This window comes from Erythrobacter sp. F6033 (genome assembly GCF_023016005.1).
In the GTDB taxonomy this organism is placed as follows: domain Bacteria; phylum Pseudomonadota; class Alphaproteobacteria; order Sphingomonadales; family Sphingomonadaceae; genus Erythrobacter.
Genome location: NZ_JALKAZ010000001.1, coordinates 1,255,642 through 1,277,050, shown reverse-complemented (window position 1 = coordinate 1,277,050; position 21,409 = coordinate 1,255,642). Strand labels below are relative to the sequence as shown.

Below are 21,409 nucleotides of genomic sequence, written 5' to 3'. Positions count from 1 at the left end.
CGCCGCTAATTCTCCACAGGGTGCGGACAAAATTAGAGCAGTTTTTTGACGTCTTTCGCAATCTGCATGGGCGTGTCCTGCGGGCCGTAACGCTTTACCACGTGGCCTTCGCGGTCGATCAGGAATTTCGTGAAGTTCCACTTGATCGAGGTTGATCCCATCAGGCCTTTTTTCTCCGACTTCATCCAGTCGAACAAAGGCGAGGCATCCGGGCCGTTCACATCGACCTTTTCCATCAGCGGGAATGTCACGCCGAAATTGACCTTGCAAAACTCGGCGATCTCGTCGGCATTGCCCGGTTCCTGCCCGCCAAACTGGTTGCAGGGAAAGCCAAGGACTTCAAAATCCTTCTCTTTGAAATCCTGAAACAGCTTTTCCAGCCCGTCATATTGCGGGGTAAAACCGCATTTGCTGGCGGTGTTGACCACGAGCAGGACTTTGCCCTTTTTCTCGGACAGGTCGAGCTCTTCACCGCGATTGGTGGTGACGGTGAAATCGGCGATGGTGGTCATGGTTGTTTCCTATTCGGCATCGGATGCTTTCGGACGATATAGGAAATCAAACGACGTTTGCCATGTCAGTCCGTGATCGGTCGACACTTCGCCGAATTGCCGGACAGCGCCGCCTTCCTCCTTGCTGTATGTCATGCGCACCAATGAATGCGGCGCGCTTGGCGATGGCCAATTGCCGATAAGCACCATCTGGCCATCCACAACCCCACCGGTGAACTCCACAGCGCCGGGTGAGGAACCGACCCATTTCTGCCGCCACACGCCAGCCTGCTTATCGTAGTGGTTGAGACTGGTGCCGGTCTGCCCACTCGCGGGCATCCAGTTTTCTACGACAGCACAGCCATTGTGGGACCGCTCAATCCGGCTCTCGGCGACCTTTGTTTCCTGTCCGTTTGGATAGACATCCCATTGACCGACCCAGAAATCGAAGCCCGCATGGGCTTCGCTATCGCAACTCGGCGGCGGAGTCGCTGCCGATGCGGACTGTAAGGCTAACAAAAGTGCAAAAGCGATATTCATTGGTGTCCTCCCCGTATTCTCGGTCAGGATAGGCGCCAGAGGCTCCGATCAAAGAGGAAACCGGCAAAGCGGTGATACGCTTCGCCTAAGAACTAGCTGAGCAGGCCATCGTGGAGGCGCACCACACGGTCCATCCGGCTTGCAAGCCGCTCGTTATGCGTCGCGACCAAAGCCGCGCTGCCTTCCCCGCGAACCAATTCGAGGAATTGCCCAAGAACGGTATCAGATGTGCCCTCATCCAAATTGCCAGTTGGTTCATCCGCCAAAACCAAAGTCGGCTGATTGGCAAGCGCACGCGCCACTGCGACACGCTGCTGCTCACCGCCCGAAAGCTGGCTCGGCCGGTGAGTGAGACGATGCCCGAGGCCGAGGCTGGTGAGGAGGCTTTCTGACCGCTGCACCGCCGCTTCCCGCACCGTTCCTGCGATCATTTGCGGCATCACCACGTTTTCGGTCGCATCAAAGTCCGGCAGCAAATGGTGGAATTGATACACAAAACCCAGATGCTCGCGGCGCAAACGCGTGCGCTGGTCCGGTGGCAGTTTCTCCGCTGCTTCACCCGCAATCGCAATCGAACCTTCAAATCCGCCTTCGAGCAGGCCGACAGCCTGCAGCATGGTCGATTTGCCCGATCCCGAGGGACCGAGTAGCGCGACAATCTCGCCGGGCTGAATATCCAGATCAACGCCGCGCAGCACATCGATGCGCTGGCCGCCTTGTTCGAAGCTACGCTTGAGACCGCGCAGGGAGACGATTGGATTACTCATAACGGAGCACCTGAACCGGATCGGTGTTGGACGCTTTTAGCGCGGGATAAAGCGTCGCAAGGAAGCTCAAACCGATGCCCAGGGCGGTGATGCCAATGATTTCGCCTGCATCCACGCGAACGGGCAGCTCTGTCAGGAACCGTACCGAAGGATCCCAGATCTCGACACCTGTCAAATATGCGATCCCATCGACGATACCGTTGCGGAAATAGAGCAGCAGGAATCCGAGAATGAGGCCGGAGACCGTTCCAAGCGTGCCGATCGTCGTGCCCGTTGTCACAAAAATCTTGAGCAAGCTTCTGCGCGTCGCGCCCATGGTTCGCATGATTGCAATGTCCCGCGTTTTTGCGCGCACCAGCATCACAAGACTCGAAAGGATATTAAAAGACGCCACCAACACCATGAAGCTGAGGACAAAGAACATTGCGACACGTTCCACCTCAAGCGCTTCGAACAGGGTCGAATTGATCTGTTTCCAGTCCGCGATCACTGCGCGCCCAACCAAAGCTTCCTCAACAGGCTGCAAGATCTCGCCCACATTATCGGGGTCGGTCACCGTCACTTCGATCAGGCCAACCGTATCGCCCAGCAATAACAGCGTCTGCGCATCCTGCATCGGCATGATCACGAACGTCTCATCGAAATCATAAAGACCGATTTCGAAGATCGCCCCAACTTCGTACCCCACCTGACGGATTGAAGTGCCGAACGGTGTCGTGCGCCCTTGAGGATTGATGATTGTGATCGTGTCGCCGACACGTGCACCGATATTCGACGCGAGGCGGGAGCCGATGGCAACCTTTCCGGAATCCGGCTGTAAGCTGGCAATATCGCCCAACAGAACCTTGTCGCCCAAATCAGCGATATCCTCAGCGGTGTTGCCGCGCACAAAGATGGCGACTGCGCGGCCATTGAAGCTAGCAAGCAGTGGCTGCTCAATCAGCGGTGATGCACTTACAACGCCTTCAGTCGAGCGGACTTGATCGAGCGTGTTCTCCCAATTCTCCAGCTTGCCGCCATAGGCCTGCACAACAGCGTGGCCGTTCAAGCCAGCAAACTTATCCAGCATTTCGCCGCGAAAGCCGCCCATAACGCTCATCACGAGCACCAACATCGCGACCGAAAGCATAACGACGCCAACCGATATTCCGGCGACAAGCGCGATGAATCCTTCGCCCCTACCGGGCCAAAGGTACCGCTTTGCGATCATTCTTTCAAAAGGGGTGAGCATGTATGTTGCGCGCTGACTTATTGCTTCTGAACGCAGGCTGTAGGCGGGCCAAACACCGCGCACAATCCAAAGACCCACCGCGCTTGTGAGTAACGCGGATCAGATAACCCCATTCAAAGCGCCGTATGGCGCAAAAATGAGGGCATTAGACCGTATGCGCGCTTGTAATTGATCCGTAACATCGCCATTGAGCCTGCACCCGACGGAGCAGCGCAGCGGACGGATCTGGCGATGTCAATTTCACGCACCAATCTCACGCACCCTTTTCATGACGAGGATGGTGACAAGCTCCGCGAAGAATGCGGTGTTTTCGGAGCCATAAATGCAGCCGACGCGGCTGCGGCGACGGCCCTGGGTCTCCACGCCCTTCAGCATCGCGGGCAAGAAGCCGTCGGCATCACCAGCTATGATGGCAAAGAGTTTTTCTCACGCCGCGGCCTTGGTCATGTTGCAGAGAATTTCTCATCGTCCGAGGCAATCTCTGAGCTTCCCGGCAATATGGCATCCGGCCATGTCCGTTATTCGACGACAGGCGGCGCGGGCCTGCGCAATGTTCAGCCGCTCTATGCCGAATTGGCGAGCGGCGGGTTTGCCGTGGCGCATAATGGCAATTTCTCGAATGCTCAGGCGCTTCGCAAAGACCTCGTCAACAAGGGTTCGATCTTCCAATCGACCTCCGACACCGAGGTGATCATCCACCTTGTCGCGACGAGTCGCTACCCGACTATCGCTGATCGTTTGATCGACGCCCTCCGCCTTGTAGAAGGCGCCTATGCGTTAATCGTGACCACACCCGAAGGAATGATCGCTTGCCGCGATCCTCTCGGCATTCGCCCGCTTGTTATGGGCAAGATGGGTGATGCAGTGGTGTTCGCCAGCGAAAGCGTGGCTTTCGATGTGATCGGCGCGGAATTGATCCGTGAGGTCGAACCGGGCGAGATGGTTCAGGTCGATTTCGAGGGCAAAGTTCAAAGCCTGCATCCGTTTGGGAAGCAACCTTCGCGGCCGTGCATCTTCGAACACGTCTATTTCAGCCGTCCTGACAGCTTTTTTGCCGGACAGAGCGTGTATGAGGCTCGCAAGGCAATCGGCGCTCAACTCGCGATGGAATCGCCCTGCGATGTCGATTTGGTCGTGCCCGTCCCAGACAGCGGTGTTCCTGCAGCGATCGGTTACGCTCAGGAATCGGGCATCCCGTTCGAGTTGGGTATCATCCGGTCACACTATGTTGGTCGCACGTTTATTCAGCCATCTGACAGCGCGCGTCACTCTGGCGTAAAGCGCAAGCACAACGCCAATCGCGGCTTGGTGGAAGGCAAAAAAATCGTCTTGATCGACGATTCCATCGTGCGCGGTACGACCAGCCTCAAAATTGTCGAGATGATGCGCGAAGCTGGCGCAGCCGAGGTGCATTTCCGCGTCGCCAGCCCCCCAACTGCGCATAGCTGTTTCTATGGTGTCGATACGCCCGAACGCAGCAAGTTGCTTGCAGCGCGCATGGATATCGAGCCAATGCGCGAATTTATCCAGGCAGACAGCCTCGCCTTTATTTCGATTGATGGACTTTACCGGGCTGTTGGATCGGAAAAACGCAACACATCCTGCCCACAATTCTGTGATGCCTGCTTCACAGGCGAGTATCCAACCTCCCTCACAGACTTCAATCAAACCTCTGATAAGTCGGCTGAATTGCCGTTCGCAGATCCGAAGGCTGCCTAAATCATGACAGATACCAGACCGCTTGAGGGGCAGACTGCCCTTGTCACAGGCGCGAGCCGCGGCATTGGCGCTGCAACCGCTATCGCCCTAGCCGAGGCAGGTGCACATGTGATTCTGGTCGCTCGCAAGGTCAAAGAGCTGGAATCGGTGGAAGACAAAATCCACGAAAAAGGCGGTTCTTCAACGATCGCCCCTGTTGATTTGACCGAGAAAGATGCCGTTAGCCGTCTCGCGGCCGCGATTGCCGGCCGGTGGCAGACCCTTGATATTCTCTGTCTTTCAGCGGCTTATTTGCCAGAGCTCACGCCAGTTTCGCAGATTGATCCGAAGCAGTTCAATCAAGCCCTGATGATCAATGTCGTGGCGACGCAGGCTCTATTGGCTTCGTTCGATCCGCTGGTTCGCCGTGCTGAAAACGCTCGCGTGATCGGCCTGACAAGCTCCGTTGGTGCGGCGCCGCGCGCATTCTGGTCCGCCTATGGATCAACCAAAGCAGCGTTTGATAACTTGCTGGAAAGCTACGCTTCGGAAAGCGAAAAAATCTCCTCGCTGCGAGTTGCGATTGTTGACCCAGGAGCAACGCGGACAGAAATGCGCGCCCGTGCCTATCCGGGCGAAGACCCTGAAACGGTAAAACCTCCAGAAGCCGTCGCCGAGCGCATTGTCGCTCTGGTTCAAGAAGACTTCAAAACCGGTCACCGCGAGCGGGTAGACGGTTAAGCCGTTCTCGCTTTGCGGCGAACCGCTCCGAAAAATTTTGGTAAAGTCAAAATTAACCCTGTTTCGCAATTCCGCCGAAAGGCTGAAGGGCTGAATACTCCGGTCGACCAACGACCAGAGACCAAACGGCGAAGAGACCACACGCTGCTTGAATAGGGTTTAAAGGCTATGCCGAGCGAACACGACAAATATAGCATTGCCGCGCAGGAAGATCGCTGCTCGCCAAGAACGAAGCTGACGATTCCGGCGACGCTGCGCGCGTCAGGTGGCCGCGCGTTCCAAAGCGTGGTGCACGATCTATCGATCTCGGGCTTTTCGGCTGCATCGATCAATCGCATGCATGAAGGCCAAGTCTGCTGGCTTACCCTGCCCGGTCTGGAATCGCTTCAGTCAGAAGTGATCTGGTGGGACAATTGCATCGTCGGCTGCGCTTTCACCGAGCTGCTTAGCCCGATTGTGCACGACAATATCCTGCAACGCTACAGCAACACCGGTATCTACCGCAAAGCGATCTGAGCCTTAGTGCTCAGTCGCTGGCGGCGATCTTCGCAACGACCGCGCGCGCCCTTCCGCGATGCGCATTTGATGTCGCGGTTGGCCAGTTGCTGATGATGGCGAAGACAAGTTCCTCTTCGGGCACAATCGTAATTGCCTGCCCGAAGATGCCCTGCGCGCCATAATTGTCGCCGGGATAAGTCCACCATTGATAGCCGTAGCCAAAACCGGTGTCGCCAAAGTCGACTTTGGAATCGCCTGCTTCGCCGAACCATCCGCTGGGGACGACATCGCCGCCGCCTTCGAGAGCGAATTGCCCCATACGGGCATAGTCGGACAGGGTGATCGACAAGCAGCAGCCGCCGATATTGCCGCCGCGCGGATCGACCATCCAGAACAACCCACCTTCAAACCCGGCTGGTTCGACTATCTTGGTTTGCGAATATTCGGCCAATGACATGCCGACTGCATTCTCGACCAGCAGTCCGATCAGGTTCGTCTCGCCAGTCTTGTAAACCCACTTTTCACCCGGGGGCGCTTCACGTTTGAGGGTCTTCATCTGCGCGACGATCGCGTCCGCTCCATACTCAACCACATAGCGGTTCATCGCGGCAACATCGCTGTTCGGATCGGTGTAATCTTCGTTCCAAGCTACACCGCTGGTCATGGTCGCGATCTGCTCCACCGTCACACCGTCATAGGCGGAACCGGCAAGATCGGGGATGTATTTGGTCACCGGATCATCAAGAGAAGCGATCTTGCCATCTTTCAAAGCCGCACCGAGCAGCGTCGATGTGAAGCTCTTTGCCACAGAGAAGCTGGTCCAGCGATCCTCTGCGCCCAGACCGAGGCCATATTCCTCAAAGCGAACTTTGCCCCCTTGCAGAACCATTACGCCAGCAGCGTTTGTGTCCGCCATCAGCTTTTTGATGTCAGCCTGAATTTCCGCACTCAAAGGTGCGCCTGCGGGCAGATCGCGTGTTTCGAGCGCGGCGGGCACTTCATGCCCCGCAAACCAGCTCTCCATATCGCGGAAACGTGCCGAACGTTGGGCATCATTCCAGAACAGGACCTGTAATTCGGACTGATCGCGCTCTAGAGGCGTTACGAGCTGCACAGCGGGCGCAGGAGCAGAAGAGACGCTTTGAACATCCGATCCGCCGCCATAGCCCGTGCTGCATCCTGCAAGCGCGATGGCGATGATTCCGGCAAGTCCAGCTGTGCGAATGGTCATTATCTCGTCTCCTCTTTAGGCAGGGTTAGCCTAAGCTTTGACGAGCGTCACCTGATGCACGTCGATATTTCCGGCGAGGAACCCGCCTTCGCAATACGAAAGGTAATAGCGCCAAAGCCGGATGAAACGTTCATCAAACCCTTCAGGCAGGCGTCTTTCGGCGACCGCCCGATCAAAGGCGATACGCCATTCTTTTAGCGTCGCGGCATAATCGAGCCCGAAATCGGTCTGATCGCGCCATTCAAGCCCCCTCGCCTCCGCCAGCGCGCGAAATTCGGCGGATTTGATCAGCATCCCTCCGGGGAAGACATAGGCCTGAATGAAATCGGCGCTGTTCGCGTAGCTCTCAAACAGGTCGTCCGCCATAGAGATATACTGGATCGCCGCACGACCGCCGGTTTTCAAGTTACCCGCGACACAGTCGAGGAACGCCGGCCAATATTCGCGGCCCAACGCCTCGACCATTTCCACGCTGGCAATGGCATCAAACTGGCCGGACACGTCACGGTAATCGCGCTTGTCGAAAGCGATAGATGCGGGGCGGTTCTCTCGGGCATAAGCAAGCTGTTCATCTGAGAGGCTGATCGCGGTCACATCCGCGCCGCTTCCTGCGATCCGCTCCGCCAAAGCGCCCCAACCGCACCCGATTTCCAGCACGCTTTTCGCGCCGCCCAAGCGTTCTACAATGGCATCAAGTTTGCGAAACTGTGCGGCTTGTAATCCGTCTGCTCCGTAACCGAGCGCGCTGGAATAGGTCAGCGTGTCATCCAGCCACGAACGGTAGAAATCATTGCCCAGATCATAATGCGCAGAGATATTGCGCACCGATCCGGCGCGATCATTGCGGTTGAAATAATGCGCAACGCGGGCGATCAACTTCGACAGACCGGAACTGCGCGCCGTATCACCAAGGGTGCGGGCATTGTCGGACATCAAAGCAAACAGATGCGCGTGATTGTCCGCTTCCCACTCGCCCGCTTCGTACGCCTGATACCAGCCAACCGAGCCGCTGGTCGCAAGCCGGAGCAGCGCCCGCCAGTCTTTCAGATCGACATGCACATCAAAGCCTGGGGCTCTGCCGCCAAGAACACGCGTCGTGCCATCGGGCAGCTTCGCAGTAATCGATCCGCGCTCGAAACCCTGATCGACGCGGTCCAGCATGGTTTTGAAACCGGGAGCAAACAGGCGCGAAAACAGGTTCGGGCGAGGCGCAAAACGCTCTCCGCCGCTTAACAGTTCCTCGCCTCTGATCCCCTGCGTCGCCATGGCATGTCTTTAATCCCGAGCAGGCGCTGCGGGCAAGATGGCGGGCGAAAACTTATCCGTCTTTCATCGCTTTATACGCGCTCATCGCCCGTTCCCGTCCGGCTTTATGAGCGATCATCTTGGGCGGGAAGGCTTTCGGCAGACAGCCGTGCTCTTCGGGATCGTGAATATAGGGCGCATCCAGATCGGCGAGCTCCGGCACATATTCGCGGATATAGGCGGCTGCATCGAATTTCTCCGACTGGGTCAGCGGCGCCATAATCCGCACGAACATATTGGAATCGACGCCAGTGCCCGCATTCCATTGCCAGTTGACTGCGTTGGAGCCGTAATCGGCATCGCACAGACAATCCCAGAACCACTCTTCGCCTTTGCGCCAATCGATCAGGAGGTGCTTGATCAGGAAACTGGCCGTGATCATGCGGACGCGGTTGTGCATCCATCCGGTCTGGTAGAGCTGGCGCATTCCGGCATCCACGATGGGATAGCCTGTCTTGCCCTGCTGCCATTTTTTGAGATCGCGCGCGGCGTTCCCATCCGTGTCAGGATCACGCCATTGAAGCTGGTCATAATCCTCGCGGTAATTCTCCCGCGCATAGGCGGGAAACTGACAGATCACATTGGCGGCGTAATCGCGCCAGACAAGCTCGCTCTCATAGCTTTTCCAGCCATCGGATCGCATGTGTTTGAGCGCATGCCAGATTTGCACAGGGCTAATTTCACCAAAGTGCAGGCTCGGGGACAAGCGCGAGGAGCCGTCGACGGAGGGCAGATTGCGGCGGTCCTCGTAGCTCGCAACATCGTCCTCCCATTCGGAAAGACGCTGATGCGCGGCTTCCTCGCCGACTTCCCAAAACTCCGCGAGGCCGCCCGACCAATCGGGTTTGGTCGGCAGCAGCTTCCAATCCGCCAGCGCATCGCTCTGCGGCCATGTATCGGGCGAAGATAGCGTTTCCGGCTCCGGCACCACATCGCGCGGCGGGAATTGCTGGCGCATCGCCTTGTAGAACGGCGTGTATATCTTGAAAGGGTTGCCCGGTCCTGTGGTGATATGACCGGCGGGGAAGAGGTAGATGCCGTCGTAAAGTTGCACGTCGAGCTTATCAGCGAGCTTGCCCTGCGCCTTTCGCCACCATGGCTCGTAGTGCCGGTTTGCATGGACAGTTTTCGCGCCAAGCTCTTCAGCCAGCTTACAAAGCTCCTCCACCGCATCGCCGCGCCGCAGGATGAGTTTTGCGTTCCGGTTGCCTAGACTTTTAGAAAAGCTCTCAAGCGAGTGATGCAACCACCAGCGCGATGCGCCGCCATAGGCATGATGCCCCGCTGCCTCATCATCGAGAACATAGACGCACACCACTGGCCCTTGGGCGGCGGCGGAAAACAAGGCGGGATTGTCGGCCATGCGCAGATCGCGCCGCAGCCAGACGATTTGTGTGTCACTCATACTGAGTGAAGCGCGTCACTTCTCGGGAAGTTCCTCACATTTCACATCAGGCAACGCGATGGAAAAACGGTCACGAGCGCGCGGGTCGTAGAAACGGGCATCGCGAAGGATAACTGAACCGTCTTCAGCGCGCTCGGCAAAGGGTGCGCGGGTCCAGAAGAGGAAGGCGTCGAGCTGAGAGTTTGTCTGCCTTTCTTGAGACAGGTCGGGGATTGAGCATAAATCATCTGGATCTATCAATGGACGTTGCTCGCTCTCGAGATAAGGCAATTGCCTCGCTTCTGAAGCCAGCCCCGGCCAATTTCGACCAACCCGAATTACTTCCCGTTCCCAAAAGTAGAACGGAACGGGGCTCGAAATCCGTTCGGCCCCCGGTCCATCGTAATTTACGACTTGCAGTGGTCGATGGCTAATCGCCCAATTCATCCCGATATACGCCAGCCCAGCGGCAATCCCGACCCAAGCAGGCTTTGTCCAATTGCCGCCCTTCTTCTCGCTGCGCAGTGACCACCACACGCTCACGATCAGCATGGCCCACAGCCATACATCGATGATGAATAGCGTATCGCCATAGAACCACTGCGAGGAGAACGGTTCGAAGAACCGGATGCCGTAGACATTCAGCCAATCAAACAGCGGGTGCGACAAAGCTCCGATAAAGCTCAATCCGTACAGCCAGCCAAAATGCACCGGACGCCGGCCCTCGGGCCGTTTCCCGCGCTTTTCCTGCCAGCGGTCAAACGCCCAAAGCAGCCCCGCGAGAATCAGCGGCAGGATCACCAATGCAGGCGGGCCGTGCGTGATCCCGCGCCTAAACCCGAGATGCTCGGTTCCCTCAAGCCAGAAGAAACACGCCGCATCGACATCGGGCAGGTTCGCACCGATGATAAGGGCCGGCATCGCCAAACCGGTCTTTTTCTTGAGGCCCGTCTGGCCGAGCACCGCGCCGACGAGGCTGTGAGTTAAGTTGTCCATTTGCAACGGATTAGCGATGGTGCATAGGTCCGTCAAAACACGCGCTGGAGAGTTCCCGAACATGACCGATACAGGCCCCTATATCCGCCCGGATATGAAAGCATTTCTTGACGGTCTGGCTGCAATGAATGGCCCCAAAATCGCGGATATGACGCTTGAAGAGGCCCGCGCGTCCTACCTCGCCTTGCACGGCATGGCAGACCGCCCTGCCCGCGATCTGGCCGTGATCCGCGATCTTTCCTGCACCGGCCCGGCGGGCGACATTCCGTTGAGGCTCTATGACGCACGCGAAGCACGTGAGGCGGGCCCGATCATCACATTTTACCATGGCGGCGGCTTTGTGATCGGTGATCTCGACACGCACCACGCGCTCTGCACAGAGATTGCTGCGTTGATGGACCTGCCGCTGGTCGCGGTGGATTATCGTCGGGCTCCCGAGGCGCCCTTCCCTGCGGCGATTGAAGACTGTGAGGCCGCAACCCGCTGGATCGCCTCGAACCCATCAGAACTGGGCCGCGAAGCCACCGGCATTGTCACCATCGGAGACAGCGCAGGCGGAACCGCGACTATTGCGGTCGGCCAATTACTGTCCGCGAACCCTGCGAAAGCAGCTGTCGTCCTGCAGGTCCCGCTGTTCCCGCTCGCAAGTGACGCGATGGGTTCGGCCAGCCTTGAGGAATTTGCTGACGGGTTTGTCCTGACCAAGACCGCTATCGAATTCTTCGACGCCGCCTATCAAGCAGATCGAAGCGATCCGCGTGGTTTCCCGATCCTAGGCGACCATTCAAGCGCCCCAGCAACCGTCTGTGTCACCGCCAGCCTTGATCCGATCCGCGATTCAGGCCGTGACTATGCCAAAGCGCTCGTCGATGCAGGGCGCGATGTCACGTTCCTCGAAATGCGCGGGATGACACACAGCTTTACCAATCTGCGCGGGGCCGTGCCGAGCGCACAGGGCGATCTGGAACGTGTGATCGCCGCAATGAAATCCATGCTGGAGAGTGCATAAGTGTCTTCGAAGCACGACGATCTGCCGTACCGCCCCTGCGCCGGGTTTATGCTGGTGAATGCCGAAGGGTATGTCTTCACTGGCGAGAGGATCAACAAGCGCACGCACGGTTTCTGGCAGATGCCTCAGGGCGGAATTGATCCAGGCGAAGACCCGCAAACCGCAGCACTGCGCGAGTTGGAAGAAGAAACCGGCATCGGTGCCGATCTCGTTGAAATTGTCGCGCCTGCTTCAAAACCGCTGGAATATGATCTGCCCGCAGACCTCATCGGAAACATCTGGAAGGGCAAATATCGCGGCCAGATCCAGCATTGGTATCTGGGCCGGTTTCTCGGAGCCGATAGCGATATCAACCTCAACGCTCACGATCCGGCGGAATTTCGCGCCTATCGCTGGGTTGAACCCGCCCAGCTTCCGGAGCTAATCGTGCCGTTTAAGCGAGTGGTCTATGAAACACTCGTCGCCGAGTTTGCTCCGCTTATCAAAAACGGAAATTGATCCGTTCGCGGTCGTCTTTGACGCGCGCTGCGATAAATGATGGCAACGATTCGATACGGTTAAACCATGCGGAGATATTGGGATATTCGGTGTCGAATGCCCCGCGATCGCGCGCCGCATACATCGGATAAACCAGCGTAATATCAGCTGCGGTCAAATTATCGCCGCCGAAAAACGGTTTCTTGGCAAGATCGCTTTCCATAAGCTCGAACAGGGCACTGAGGCGCGGCTTCACAAAGACTTTCCGCACCTGACCAAACACGGTCCTCAGCATTGAACTTACCGGCCATGGCGTGCGCGTTTCCAACAACGTCAGCACCATTCCCACGCTCTGTATCGACATTAGAGAACCTTGAGCCGCGTGAAACCAGAACAAATGGCGAGCACGGTCTTTGTGGCCGGCACCGGGACGCAAATCGCTTTCCGGATACGAATCCAGAACGAAGTCGATGATCGCATTGCTTTCGGCCAATACAAGGTCGCCGTCTGTCACAACTGGCGCAGTGCCCAGAGGCGAAAGCGCCTTGTATTCATCAGGCGCCAGATTGCTTTCCGGATCGCGATCGTACTTCTTCAATTCGTAGGGAGCGCCCAACGCTTCAAGAAGCCAGAGAATCCGGAAACTTTGTGAACATTCAAGATGATGGAGCGTCAACATAGGAAATCACTCCAATTTCTAGTTACTGGTCGGAGCATCCTCTGCTGTATCAGCAGCGAGGCGCGCGGGTGGCCCTGCATTGATCTTGGTTTGCAAAGCCAGCGTTTCGGGACAGTTTGAACCACACAGGCTTTCTAGGCGCGAAAGGTTACGCTTAGCTTTCTCCAAAGCGCCCTTTTCTACCAATGCGGCGCCTTCGCCTGAAATTGCTGCAAAATTTCCCGGATCGCGGGTCAAAGCTTCGCGGTAATACCGGATTGCCTTGCCTTGTAACCCGTCACGGCGCGCCGCATTCGCCAGACTAAGAAAGATCGGCGTGTAGCCCGGATCCACCGTCAGCGCGGCCTCATACGCGTCAATCGCGCCTTGCGTATCACCAGCGTTGAGAAGCGCATCACCCTGAGCGATCAACGAAGCGGCACGCGGATCGGCTGCACTATCATTTTGCGCAATGCCTACGCTGGCGGTGGTCGCCAGAAAAAGTGACAAAGCAGCAGCGGCAGGCGCGAAACGCATAAGGGGCTCCTTGAGATCAGCAAGCCGGAAAGGCAAAGGCTTAGCCATAGATCATTGGGCTATCATGCACAGCGCATGATGGCGACAAAAAATCCGTCCGTACCGTGTTGGAACGGATCAAGGCGTACACCGTCGCCATGCGGCACACCAAGCGGCAACTCAGGGGTCTCGGCAGTAAAGCCTTCATTGCGCTCGAGGAACTCAGCGACCCGATCTTTGCCCTCTGTGTCCAGCAGCGAGCAGGTGACAAACGCGATGCGCCCACCGGGCTTGACCAGTTTGGCTGCGATCTCGAGCAATTCGTCTTGCAAACGCGCGTAACCTTCGAGCGATGCTTGCGTCAGGCGCCATTTCGCTTCGGGCTTGCGCCGCCATGTGCCGGTGCCCGAACACGGTGCATCAACCAGCACCAAATCTGCTTTTCCGACGAATCCTTCGAGCGCTTCCAATTCGGACTTCGGATCAAGCAGCACCGTCTGGACCATGCCAGCTCCGGCGCGCTCAGCACGTGGCTTAAGCTTTGAAAGGCGGCCGCGATCGGTATCGGCGGCGATTAACTCACCCATATTGCCCATGGCCGCTGCGAGCGAGAGCGTTTTGCCCCCTGCCCCGGCGCAAAGGTCAATCACGGTTTCGCCGGAACGGGCATCGGCGGCCAGGCAGGCAATCTGGCTACCGTGGTCCTGAACTTCGATCTTGCCTTCACGGTATACCGGCCATTGATCGACATTCGTACCGGCAGCGAGGCGCAGTGCATTGGGGGCTTCGAGCTTTTCGAAAGCTTCAGGCAGTTCCAGCGTTTCCCGGTCTGCTTTGAGCGTGTTGACCCGCACATCGAGCGGAGCTCGGCCCAGCATGGCCTGCGCCGCTTCGCCTTCAATGCCAGATGCTGCCAGCGATTTGATCAGCCACTCTGGCGCAATTCCAGCGTCGGCAGGTTGTTCTTTGCCGCCAATGGCTGGCGGCCCGTGGGTTGAACCATCAAACAATGGAACAAGCTGGGCGTCATCCTGTGCGAGGGCCAGCATCGCAGCACGGCCAGTGCGCGGGATTTCGCCGCAATGCCGGATTGCGCGATAGACCAATTCACGCACGGCGCGGCGGTCTTTCGATCCGGCATAGCGGCGCTGTTTGAAATAGGCCGAGATCAGCCGGTCCGCAGGGGCGCCTTCGCGCTTTGCTCCGTCGATGATCGCATCAAGCAGTTCGATAGCCGCCTGTACGCGGGCTGCGGGCATCATTTCGCGGGTGACCTGTCAAAATCGTATGCCGCTTCAAACTCTTCAACCGCAGGAATATCCATGCAGCGGTGCTGGTATGTAGCACCCGACTTATCGCTCGCAGCCAAAGTCATCCTAGACGCAATTTTCACGCCTTCGGCTTCGCATTTCTCGGGCGACGTGAATATGACTTCAACCCGCTGAAAATCGATCTCGCCCGGCTTGTCTGGATGCCATCCCAGAATGAACAGCATCACAGGGACAATCTCGATCATGTTTGAATCCTAACGGGTTGGATAATTTGGTGCTTCGCGGGTGATCGCCACGTCGTGAACATGGCTTTCAGACAGGCCAGCATTGGTGATGCGCACAAAGTTCGCGCGTTCGCGCAAGTCTGCAATCGTGGCCGATCCGGTATAACCCATGGCCGCTTTTACGCCGCCGACGAGCTGATGGATCACATTGGCGGCGGGCCCTTTAAAGGGTACCTGACCTTCAATGCCTTCTGGAACAAGTTTCATCGCAGAAACGTCCTGCTGGAAATAACGGTCCGCACTGCCGCGCGCCATTGCACCGACGCTGCCCATGCCGCGATACGCTTTGTAGCTGCGCCCTTGGTAAAGGAACACTTCGCCAGGGCTTTCGGCTGTACCAGCGAGCATGGAGCCTACCATGACTGAGCTTGCGCCTGCTGCGAGCGCTTTGGCTGCATCGCCGCTGGTGCGCAGTCCGCCGTCTGCGATCACTGGCACGCCAGACTTCGCCGCCTCATTCGCGCTGTCCATAATCGCCGTAAGCTGAGGCACGCCAACGCCCGCGACAACGCGCGTGGTGCAGATCGAACCCGGACCAATACCGACCTTCACGGCATCGGCTCCCGCATCAATCAATGCGCGTGTTGCTTCTGCAGTAGCAACATTGCCAGCGACAACCTGAACCGAACTGGAGAGCTTTTTAACGCGCTCGACTGCGCGGCTAACGTCCTGGTTGTGCCCATGCGCGGTATCGATGACGACAACATCAACCTCTGCGTCGATCAGAGCCTCTGACCGCTCGAAACCTTTGTCGCCTACCGTCGTCGCAGCAGCAGCGCGAAGGCGGCCCGAGGCATCTTTGGTCGCGCTCGGATAGTTTACAGCCTTCTCGATATCTTTGACCGTTATCAGACCGATGCATTTATACGCATCATCAACAACCAGCAGCTTTTCAATGCGGCGTTGGTGCAGCAGACGGCGAGCGGCTTCCTGTGACGTGCCGAGGGGAACCGTGGCGAGGTTCTCTGTCGTCATCAATTCGCGAACCGGCTGCGCGGGATTTTCCGCGAAGCGAACATCGCGGTTGGTCAGGATACCGACCAGCTTGCCGCCATGATCTGTAACAGGGATACCGCTGATCTTGTGCTGGTCCATCAGAGCCTGCGCATCGCCGAGCGTCGCGTCCGGTCCGATAGTGATCGGGTTGACGACCATGCCGCTTTCAAAGCGTTTAACAGCGCGTACTGCGGCGCATTGCTCTGGCAGTTCGAGATTGCGGTGAAGCACGCCTATTCCGCCTAGTTGCGCCATGACAATCGCCATATCGGCCTCTGTTACGGTGTCCATGGCAGACGAAAGAATGGGGATGTTGAGCCCGATTTCGCGGGTCAGCATGGTCTTGGTGTCTGCCATGCTCGGCAAGACGCTGCTTTCCGCCGGGCGCAGCAGCACATCATCAAATGTCAGACCGAGAGGGATGTCCATATGCGCCACTTCCTATTGTGCCGGCGTCATTCACGCCGGGAGATTCGTGGCGGCCCATTTAGGCCCGCTTTCGCCTAAGCGCTAGGGGCTGAATTCCCTCTATCGACGGTATTCAACCAAGTTCCTATTCGGCAGGCGGCGAATACAACCCGGTATTGGCTACTCGGCTGACAATTTCCTGATGCAGCAGCAGGTCGTCGATTGCACCGCCAAGAACGATAGTGTCCAGTTCATCACCCGCGCCGTGATAATTACCCGAAAGATACGGACCGGTCGTTATTTCGGAGCCAAAGGCCGTGGTCAGCATCACCGCAGGCACGCCTTCGCCAAGCAATGCCCAGCCATCCTGCCTGCGTACAAAGCGGGCCGCATAGTCACTATCACCAAGCCTGCGACCGGATTTCTGCATCACATCGAGGATAATCGGGTCGAGCGGTGTTTCTCCTTCGCCGATAAAGCCGACAGAGCTTCCCGCAGGTGCGATAGCGACGGTGTCGAAGTTAAACGCGCCGACGATCGAATTGAGCGGCACAGGAGGCGCCTCAGCAAAGGCGCGTGCGCCCAGCAGGCCTGCTTCTTCGGCAGTGGTGGCCAAAAGATAGATATCGCGGTCATGCGCGCCCATCGCTTTGAGCCTGCGGGTCAATTCCAGCATCACGGCAATGCCGCTGGCATTATCAACGGCGCCATTGCAGATCCGGTCCTCGGCATCCTCTGCACCGCATTCAGCGCCAAGATGATCCCAATGGCCCAGTAACAAGACCGCACCCGAATTTGGCACCGCACCGGGCAGTTTTCCGATCACATTGTAGCTCGTGAACTCGACCCGTTCTGATGTCGCTTCGACCGTTGCGCTTTCACCGATTTCAAGCGGTGCAAAGTCACCCTCATCCGCCGATTTGACCAATTTGTCCCACGCCTTTTCGCCAAACACGTCGGTCATTGCCGCCTGTGTTGCGAATGCTGTCAGCGCTCCCTCTGCCTCACTCGCCAGCATGGTGCGCTCTCGTCCGTAAGCTCGGTTTACCCGGCTCATAGCGGCGTCATCTTCGACAATTGTGATGATCGCCGCCGGATTGCTTTCAAATAATGTCGCGCGACGGCTGGGGCTTACACCCGGTTCGCCAAGCATGATTACAACGCGTCCGACGATGTCTTCGGGCGCAACACTTTCCGCTTCTTTGCCGACGAAAAGCAATGGTGCGGCCTCTACCAGCTCGCGGCGGCGCATAGTGAACGCCGCAGCTGCGTCAGCCTTCAGCTCGACTTTACGCCTACCCAGCTTGAACTCAATCCGGCTGGTGAACGGTTTTGTGCGCACAAGCTGTACGGGCGCACGCCATGCGCTGCCTGGATCATTGGTGCCTGATACTAGGCCAGCCTTTTGCATTTCCTCCGTGATAAAAGCCACGGTCCGCTCTTCGCCCAGAGTGCCGGGCTTGCGACCTTCAAACTCGTCGCTGGCTAGGATAGCGATATCGCGTGTCAGGCGCTGTTCGATTGCGCTTCGTTCTTCAGCCGGAACGCTCGCGATGTTTGACCCGCCCGCACAGGCGCCAAGCGCCAAGAGCGCAGCGAGCGCCAGCCCCCGTTTTGCCCCCGTTCTGATCATTCCGCGGTCCAGCCTCCGTCGATGCTCCAATTCGCACCCGTGACGTTGCCCGCCTCTTCCCGGCACAGGAAAACCGCCAGAGCGCCGATTTCCTCGGGTTGAACGAACTTTTTGGTCGGCTGTTTGGCGAGCAGCACATCATTGATGACTTCATCACGCGAAAGCCCGCGAGCGGCCATCGTATCGGGGATTTGACCCTCGATAAGAGGCGTCCAGACATAGCCCGGACTGATGCAATTGGCGGTCACCCCCGTCTGCGCCAATTCCAGCGCAATCGTCTTGGTGAAACCGGCGATGCCGTGCTTGCTGGCGTTGTAAGCGCTTTTGAAGGGAGACGCGGTCAGGGAGTGTGCGCTGGCCGTGTTGATAATCCGGCCCCAGCCCTTTTCCTTCATAGCTGGAATGGCGAGCCGCGAGGTGTGAAACGGCGCAGACAGATTGAGCGCCATGATCGCGTCCCACCTGTCGGTCGGGAAATCCTCAACCGGGGAAACATATTGCATACCGGCATTGTTGACGAGGATATCGATCGGGCCGATTTCTCCCATCATCGTCTCAATAGCCGCCGGATCGAGCAGGTTTGCGCCGTTGAAATCTGCTTCCAGTTCCGCCTGTAGCTTCGCGATTTCATCTGGATCACCGAGGCCGTTCAGGATCACTCTTGCACCCTCGGCACGCAGGGCCCGCGCCACCGCGAGGCCGATGCCAGAGGTTGATCCGGTTACAAGAGCAGATTTGCCTTTGAGGAACATCAATCATATCCGTGAAATCAAGTGGAGGCTTTCTGTCGCTTGTGACGCACAGACTGTCCAGACATTTCATTGGGACCAGAACGAAAGCGTTCGGCCCAAAATGAGGGAGAATTTGCGTGCGGCTCAATCGGTTCGACACATCGAAGATCAAAGTTCGCGGCGGCGGCGGTGGCGGAGCGCGCCGCGCTGGCGGCGTGGGTTGCGGTACGCTTGTTATTGCTCTTATCGCGGCGCTCGTCTTTGGCGTCGATCCGGCGCAGATGATCGGCGCGATTGATGGCGGGCAGACGCAAGGCGCACCGACGCAGCAGCAAACGAACGTCTCCGAAGAACAGCTCTGCAGCCAAAACCAATACGCGACCGAAGCCTGCAACGCGCTGCAGAGCCTGAACGAGACGTGGCAGCCCGCCTTTGAACGGGCGGACATCCCCTTCCGTCAGCCAGAGCTTGTGCTTTACCCATCAGGGCCAGTCCGCACTGACGGCTGCGGCAATGCGTCATCGGCAGCAGGCCCGTTCTACTGCCCTGCCGACCTCGGCATCTACATCGACACCGCGTTCTATGATCAGCTCGCGCAAATGAGCGGCACGGGCGGTGACTTCGCGCGCCTTTATGTGATCGCGCACGAATACGGCCACCACATTCAAAACCTAACTGGCGTGGCCACACAGGTCCGCAGCCTGCAACAGCAAAATCCGCGCCGGTCGAACGAGCTGCAAGTCCGCATGGAATTGCAGGCCGATTGCTACGCTGGCGTATGGGCGGGCAAGAACCGCAACCGGATCGAACGCGGCGATATGGAAGAAGGTTTGCGGGCCGCCAGCGCAATTGGCGATGACAGTATTCAGCGTCGTTCAGGCCAGCGGATCAATCCGGAAAACTTCACCCACGGCACCAGCCAGCAACGCATGGATGCGCTGCGACGCGGTCTTCAGGGCGCCGATGACACCGTTTGCGACACCTATTTCGACATGCGCTAAACCAGCACGTTGGCGATTAAAAAAGGGGCCGGAGCGGTTGATGCCGCTTCGGCCCCTTTTCGTGGCAGACGCTCGATTAAGCCGCTGCTTCGCCTTCGTCAGTTTCACGAATGCTCACTTTGGACCATTCGATTGCGCGAGTGGCGTACATCACGCCTGCCAGCGCCACGAACAGCATCAGCGATCCGATCACAAGCGACCATGCTTCAAGGTTTAGCAGAACATAGAGCACGGTGTAGAGCCCGATCAGCAGCGCGCCGATCACCCTCGCCCGTTTCCAACTGCCCAGAACCGCCGCGCTATACGCGCTCAGCAATCCGATGATGGCGCCGCTGGAAACAATGTAGGCGAATGCAAACCCGATCATCTCGGCAAAGGCGAGCAGCATCACAAAGAACAGGATCAGGCCCGCACCGGTCAGCAAGTATTCCGCCGAAGCCACTCTTGCCCCCGCGACGATGTCAAACATCAAGAACGCAAGGAATGTGAAGCCGATAAACAGGAAACCGTATTTCAGCGCCCGCTCCACCCGTTTGTAGAGATCAACCGGCTCCATCAGGCGGATCGTTGCAATGCTAGCGCCAGACATATGCTCATTCGGAGAAATCTCCGCATAGCGGTTATCGTATTCGTCTATCACGACGGCGGGATTTGCTGGCGCGCTGGTGCTGACCAGTGATTGACCAAGCGCGAGGTTGGAAATGGACCATTTCGCTTTGAAGCCGTCCGGGCCAATCTCTTTGTCTGTATCACTCGGCAAAACGCCAGTGAAGCTTGGATGCGGCCAGCTTGAATTGACCGCAAAGTTCGTCTCTTCGCCGCGCGGGACCATGCTGAATTCCCGGCTACCACGCAGGGAATAGGCAAAATCGAGAGTGAACTCTTCGCCATCCGCCCAATCATAAAATGTATGAACGCCCGATCCGCTTTGCTGATTGCCGAGGCCGGGCCTCAGGTCGAGTGCATTGCCGCCAACAGAAAGGTTGGCTGCCGTTTGCAGACCGCTGGGATCGGAAATCGGAAATTGCAACAACGCCTCATCAAGCAGCAATTGATCGCTTTCAACGCCCAACCGATCGAGATCAGCTGGCATCGCGAAACGCGCCGATCCGGTGATCGCCGCGTCGTAGACAACCGATTGATGGATTATCCCGCGCGAGCGAACTTCTGGATTGATTGTCGTGTCGAGATCTTGCTCGCTGGGAGAGATGTAGAGATTTTGCCGTGACGTGGTTGTGCGCTTCACAGTCTTTCCGTCGACCTGCTCTGTGACCTCTCGGGTCACCGTATAAGGCACGACCAAAAGCGGCCCCGATACAGTCTGCGGTCCGGCCCACCCTTCGGTGATAGAGGCCTGCGCCACCCGCGCCTGATGCTGGCGATCGCTCACCAACCAATAGACCATGATTAGCGGCACTATCAGCGCCGCTCCGACCAATCCGGCGAATAATAATTTCACTCCGGGGCTTCGTTCACCACTCATCGCTCATCCTCCTAAATGTGAGACGAGTTGTGCTTTGTGAGCGATGAAGTGAATTCTATC

Annotated in this window: 22 protein-coding genes; 6 read left to right on the top strand and 16 right to left on the bottom strand. The window is 57.6% G+C overall.

Going from position 1 to position 21,409, the window contains the following annotated elements:
• Positions 1-32: 32 nt before the first annotated feature.
• The 4 genes from MWU39_RS06020 to MWU39_RS06005 form a co-directional block, all read right to left on the bottom strand.
• On the bottom strand, positions 33-512 hold the full coding sequence (locus MWU39_RS06020; protein ID WP_247159103.1) for a glutathione peroxidase: 480 nt from the start codon (positions 510-512) through the stop codon (positions 33-35).
• A 9-nt stretch (positions 513-521) separates the two neighbouring features.
• The gene (locus MWU39_RS06015) at positions 522-1,031 is read right to left on the bottom strand and encodes a hypothetical protein (protein WP_247159102.1); all 510 of its coding nucleotides are present in this window, start codon (positions 1,029-1,031) and stop codon (positions 522-524) included.
• 92 nt (positions 1,032-1,123) lie between these two features.
• On the bottom strand, positions 1,124-1,798 hold the full coding sequence (locus MWU39_RS06010; RefSeq protein ID WP_247159101.1) for an ABC transporter ATP-binding protein: 675 nt from the start codon (positions 1,796-1,798) through the stop codon (positions 1,124-1,126).
• Positions 1,791-3,029 (bottom strand): lipoprotein-releasing ABC transporter permease subunit, encoded by a 1,239-nt coding sequence (locus tag MWU39_RS06005; RefSeq protein WP_247159100.1) that lies wholly within the window; start codon positions 3,027-3,029, stop codon positions 1,791-1,793. Before MWU39_RS06005 ends, MWU39_RS06010 begins: the two co-directional genes overlap by 8 nt.
• 231 nt (positions 3,030-3,260) lie before the next feature.
• Between MWU39_RS06005 and purF the strand changes: the two genes are divergently transcribed.
• The 3 genes from purF to MWU39_RS05990 all read left to right on the top strand — a co-directional run bounded on the left by purF (position 3,261) and on the right by MWU39_RS05990 (position 5,984).
• Positions 3,261-4,748: an amidophosphoribosyltransferase gene (purF, locus tag MWU39_RS06000; RefSeq protein ID WP_247159099.1), complete on the top strand. Its 1,488-nt coding sequence runs from the start codon at positions 3,261-3,263 to the stop codon at positions 4,746-4,748.
• 3 nt (positions 4,749-4,751) lie between these two features.
• On the top strand, positions 4,752-5,468 hold the full coding sequence (locus MWU39_RS05995) for an SDR family NAD(P)-dependent oxidoreductase (RefSeq protein ID WP_247159098.1): 717 nt from the start codon (positions 4,752-4,754) through the stop codon (positions 5,466-5,468).
• Between the two features lie 168 nt (positions 5,469-5,636).
• Entirely contained in the window at positions 5,637-5,984 is a 348-nt protein-coding gene (locus MWU39_RS05990; RefSeq protein ID WP_247159097.1) for a PilZ domain-containing protein, read from the top strand.
• A 10-nt stretch (positions 5,985-5,994) separates the two neighbouring features.
• Here the strand turns inward: MWU39_RS05990 and MWU39_RS05985 are convergent, their stop codons facing one another.
• The 4 genes from MWU39_RS05985 to MWU39_RS05970 are packed head-to-tail and all read right to left on the bottom strand — an operon-like array spanning position 5,995 to position 10,882.
• Complete coding sequence (locus tag MWU39_RS05985; protein ID WP_247159096.1) at positions 5,995-7,197, bottom strand: serine hydrolase; 1,203 nt, start codon at positions 7,195-7,197, stop codon at positions 5,995-5,997.
• Positions 7,198-7,227: 30 nt separating this feature from the next.
• On the bottom strand, positions 7,228-8,463 hold the full coding sequence (locus tag MWU39_RS05980) for a cyclopropane-fatty-acyl-phospholipid synthase family protein (RefSeq protein ID WP_247159095.1): 1,236 nt from the start codon (positions 8,461-8,463) through the stop codon (positions 7,228-7,230).
• 52 nt (positions 8,464-8,515) lie between these two features.
• Entirely contained in the window at positions 8,516-9,907 is a 1,392-nt protein-coding gene (locus MWU39_RS05975; protein ID WP_247159093.1) for a deoxyribodipyrimidine photo-lyase, read from the bottom strand.
• Positions 9,908-9,922: 15 nt separating this feature from the next.
• Positions 9,923-10,882 carry a metal-dependent hydrolase gene (locus MWU39_RS05970; RefSeq protein WP_247159091.1) on the bottom strand — a complete coding sequence of 320 codons (960 nt, stop codon included), beginning with the start codon at positions 10,880-10,882 and terminating at the stop codon, positions 9,923-9,925.
• Positions 10,883-10,943: 61 nt separating this feature from the next.
• On the opposite strand from MWU39_RS05970, the gene MWU39_RS05965 reads away from it, so the two are divergent.
• Complete coding sequence (locus MWU39_RS05965) at positions 10,944-11,891, top strand: alpha/beta hydrolase (RefSeq protein WP_247159090.1); 948 nt, start codon at positions 10,944-10,946, stop codon at positions 11,889-11,891.
• Entirely contained in the window at positions 11,892-12,389 is a 498-nt protein-coding gene (locus MWU39_RS05960; protein WP_348646371.1) for an RNA pyrophosphohydrolase, read from the top strand.
• On the opposite strand, the gene MWU39_RS05955 is transcribed toward MWU39_RS05960, so the two are convergent.
• The 7 genes from MWU39_RS05955 to MWU39_RS05925 form a co-directional block, all read right to left on the bottom strand.
• Positions 12,373-13,047 carry a glutathione S-transferase family protein gene (locus MWU39_RS05955; RefSeq protein WP_247159089.1) on the bottom strand — a complete coding sequence of 225 codons (675 nt, stop codon included), beginning with the start codon at positions 13,045-13,047 and terminating at the stop codon, positions 12,373-12,375. The genes MWU39_RS05960 and MWU39_RS05955 overlap by 17 nt on opposite strands.
• Positions 13,048-13,065: 18 nt before the next feature.
• Positions 13,066-13,563, bottom strand: coding sequence for a tetratricopeptide repeat protein (locus MWU39_RS05950; RefSeq protein WP_247159088.1), 498 nt, complete (start codon positions 13,561-13,563; stop codon positions 13,066-13,068).
• A 62-nt stretch (positions 13,564-13,625) separates the two neighbouring features.
• A complete protein-coding gene (locus MWU39_RS05945) occupies positions 13,626-14,804 on the bottom strand; it encodes an RsmB/NOP family class I SAM-dependent RNA methyltransferase (RefSeq protein ID WP_247159087.1) in 1,179 nt (392 codons plus the stop codon).
• Entirely contained in the window at positions 14,801-15,058 is a 258-nt protein-coding gene (locus MWU39_RS05940; protein ID WP_247159086.1) for a hypothetical protein, read from the bottom strand. The genes MWU39_RS05945 and MWU39_RS05940 overlap by 4 nt, the downstream gene beginning before the upstream one ends.
• A 9-nt stretch (positions 15,059-15,067) precedes the next feature.
• Entirely contained in the window at positions 15,068-16,522 is a 1,455-nt protein-coding gene (guaB, locus tag MWU39_RS05935; RefSeq protein WP_247159085.1) for an IMP dehydrogenase, read from the bottom strand.
• 124 nt (positions 16,523-16,646) lie between these two features.
• A complete protein-coding gene (locus MWU39_RS05930; RefSeq protein ID WP_247159083.1) occupies positions 16,647-18,134 on the bottom strand; it encodes a M20/M25/M40 family metallo-hydrolase in 1,488 nt (495 codons plus the stop codon).
• The gene (locus tag MWU39_RS05925) at positions 18,131-18,886 is read right to left on the bottom strand and encodes a 3-hydroxybutyrate dehydrogenase (protein WP_247159082.1); all 756 of its coding nucleotides are present in this window, start codon (positions 18,884-18,886) and stop codon (positions 18,131-18,133) included. Before MWU39_RS05925 ends, MWU39_RS05930 begins: the two co-directional genes overlap by 4 nt.
• Positions 18,887-19,002: 116 nt before the next feature.
• Between MWU39_RS05925 and MWU39_RS05920 the strand changes: the two genes are divergently transcribed.
• Positions 19,003-19,866, top strand: coding sequence for a neutral zinc metallopeptidase (locus tag MWU39_RS05920; protein WP_247159081.1), 864 nt, complete (start codon positions 19,003-19,005; stop codon positions 19,864-19,866).
• A gap of 76 nt (positions 19,867-19,942) precedes the next feature.
• On the opposite strand, the gene creD is transcribed toward MWU39_RS05920, so the two are convergent.
• Positions 19,943-21,325 carry a cell envelope integrity protein CreD gene (gene creD, locus MWU39_RS05915; RefSeq protein ID WP_247159080.1) on the bottom strand — a complete coding sequence of 461 codons (1,383 nt, stop codon included), beginning with the start codon at positions 21,323-21,325 and terminating at the stop codon, positions 19,943-19,945.
• Positions 21,326-21,409: the final 84 nt, after the last annotated feature.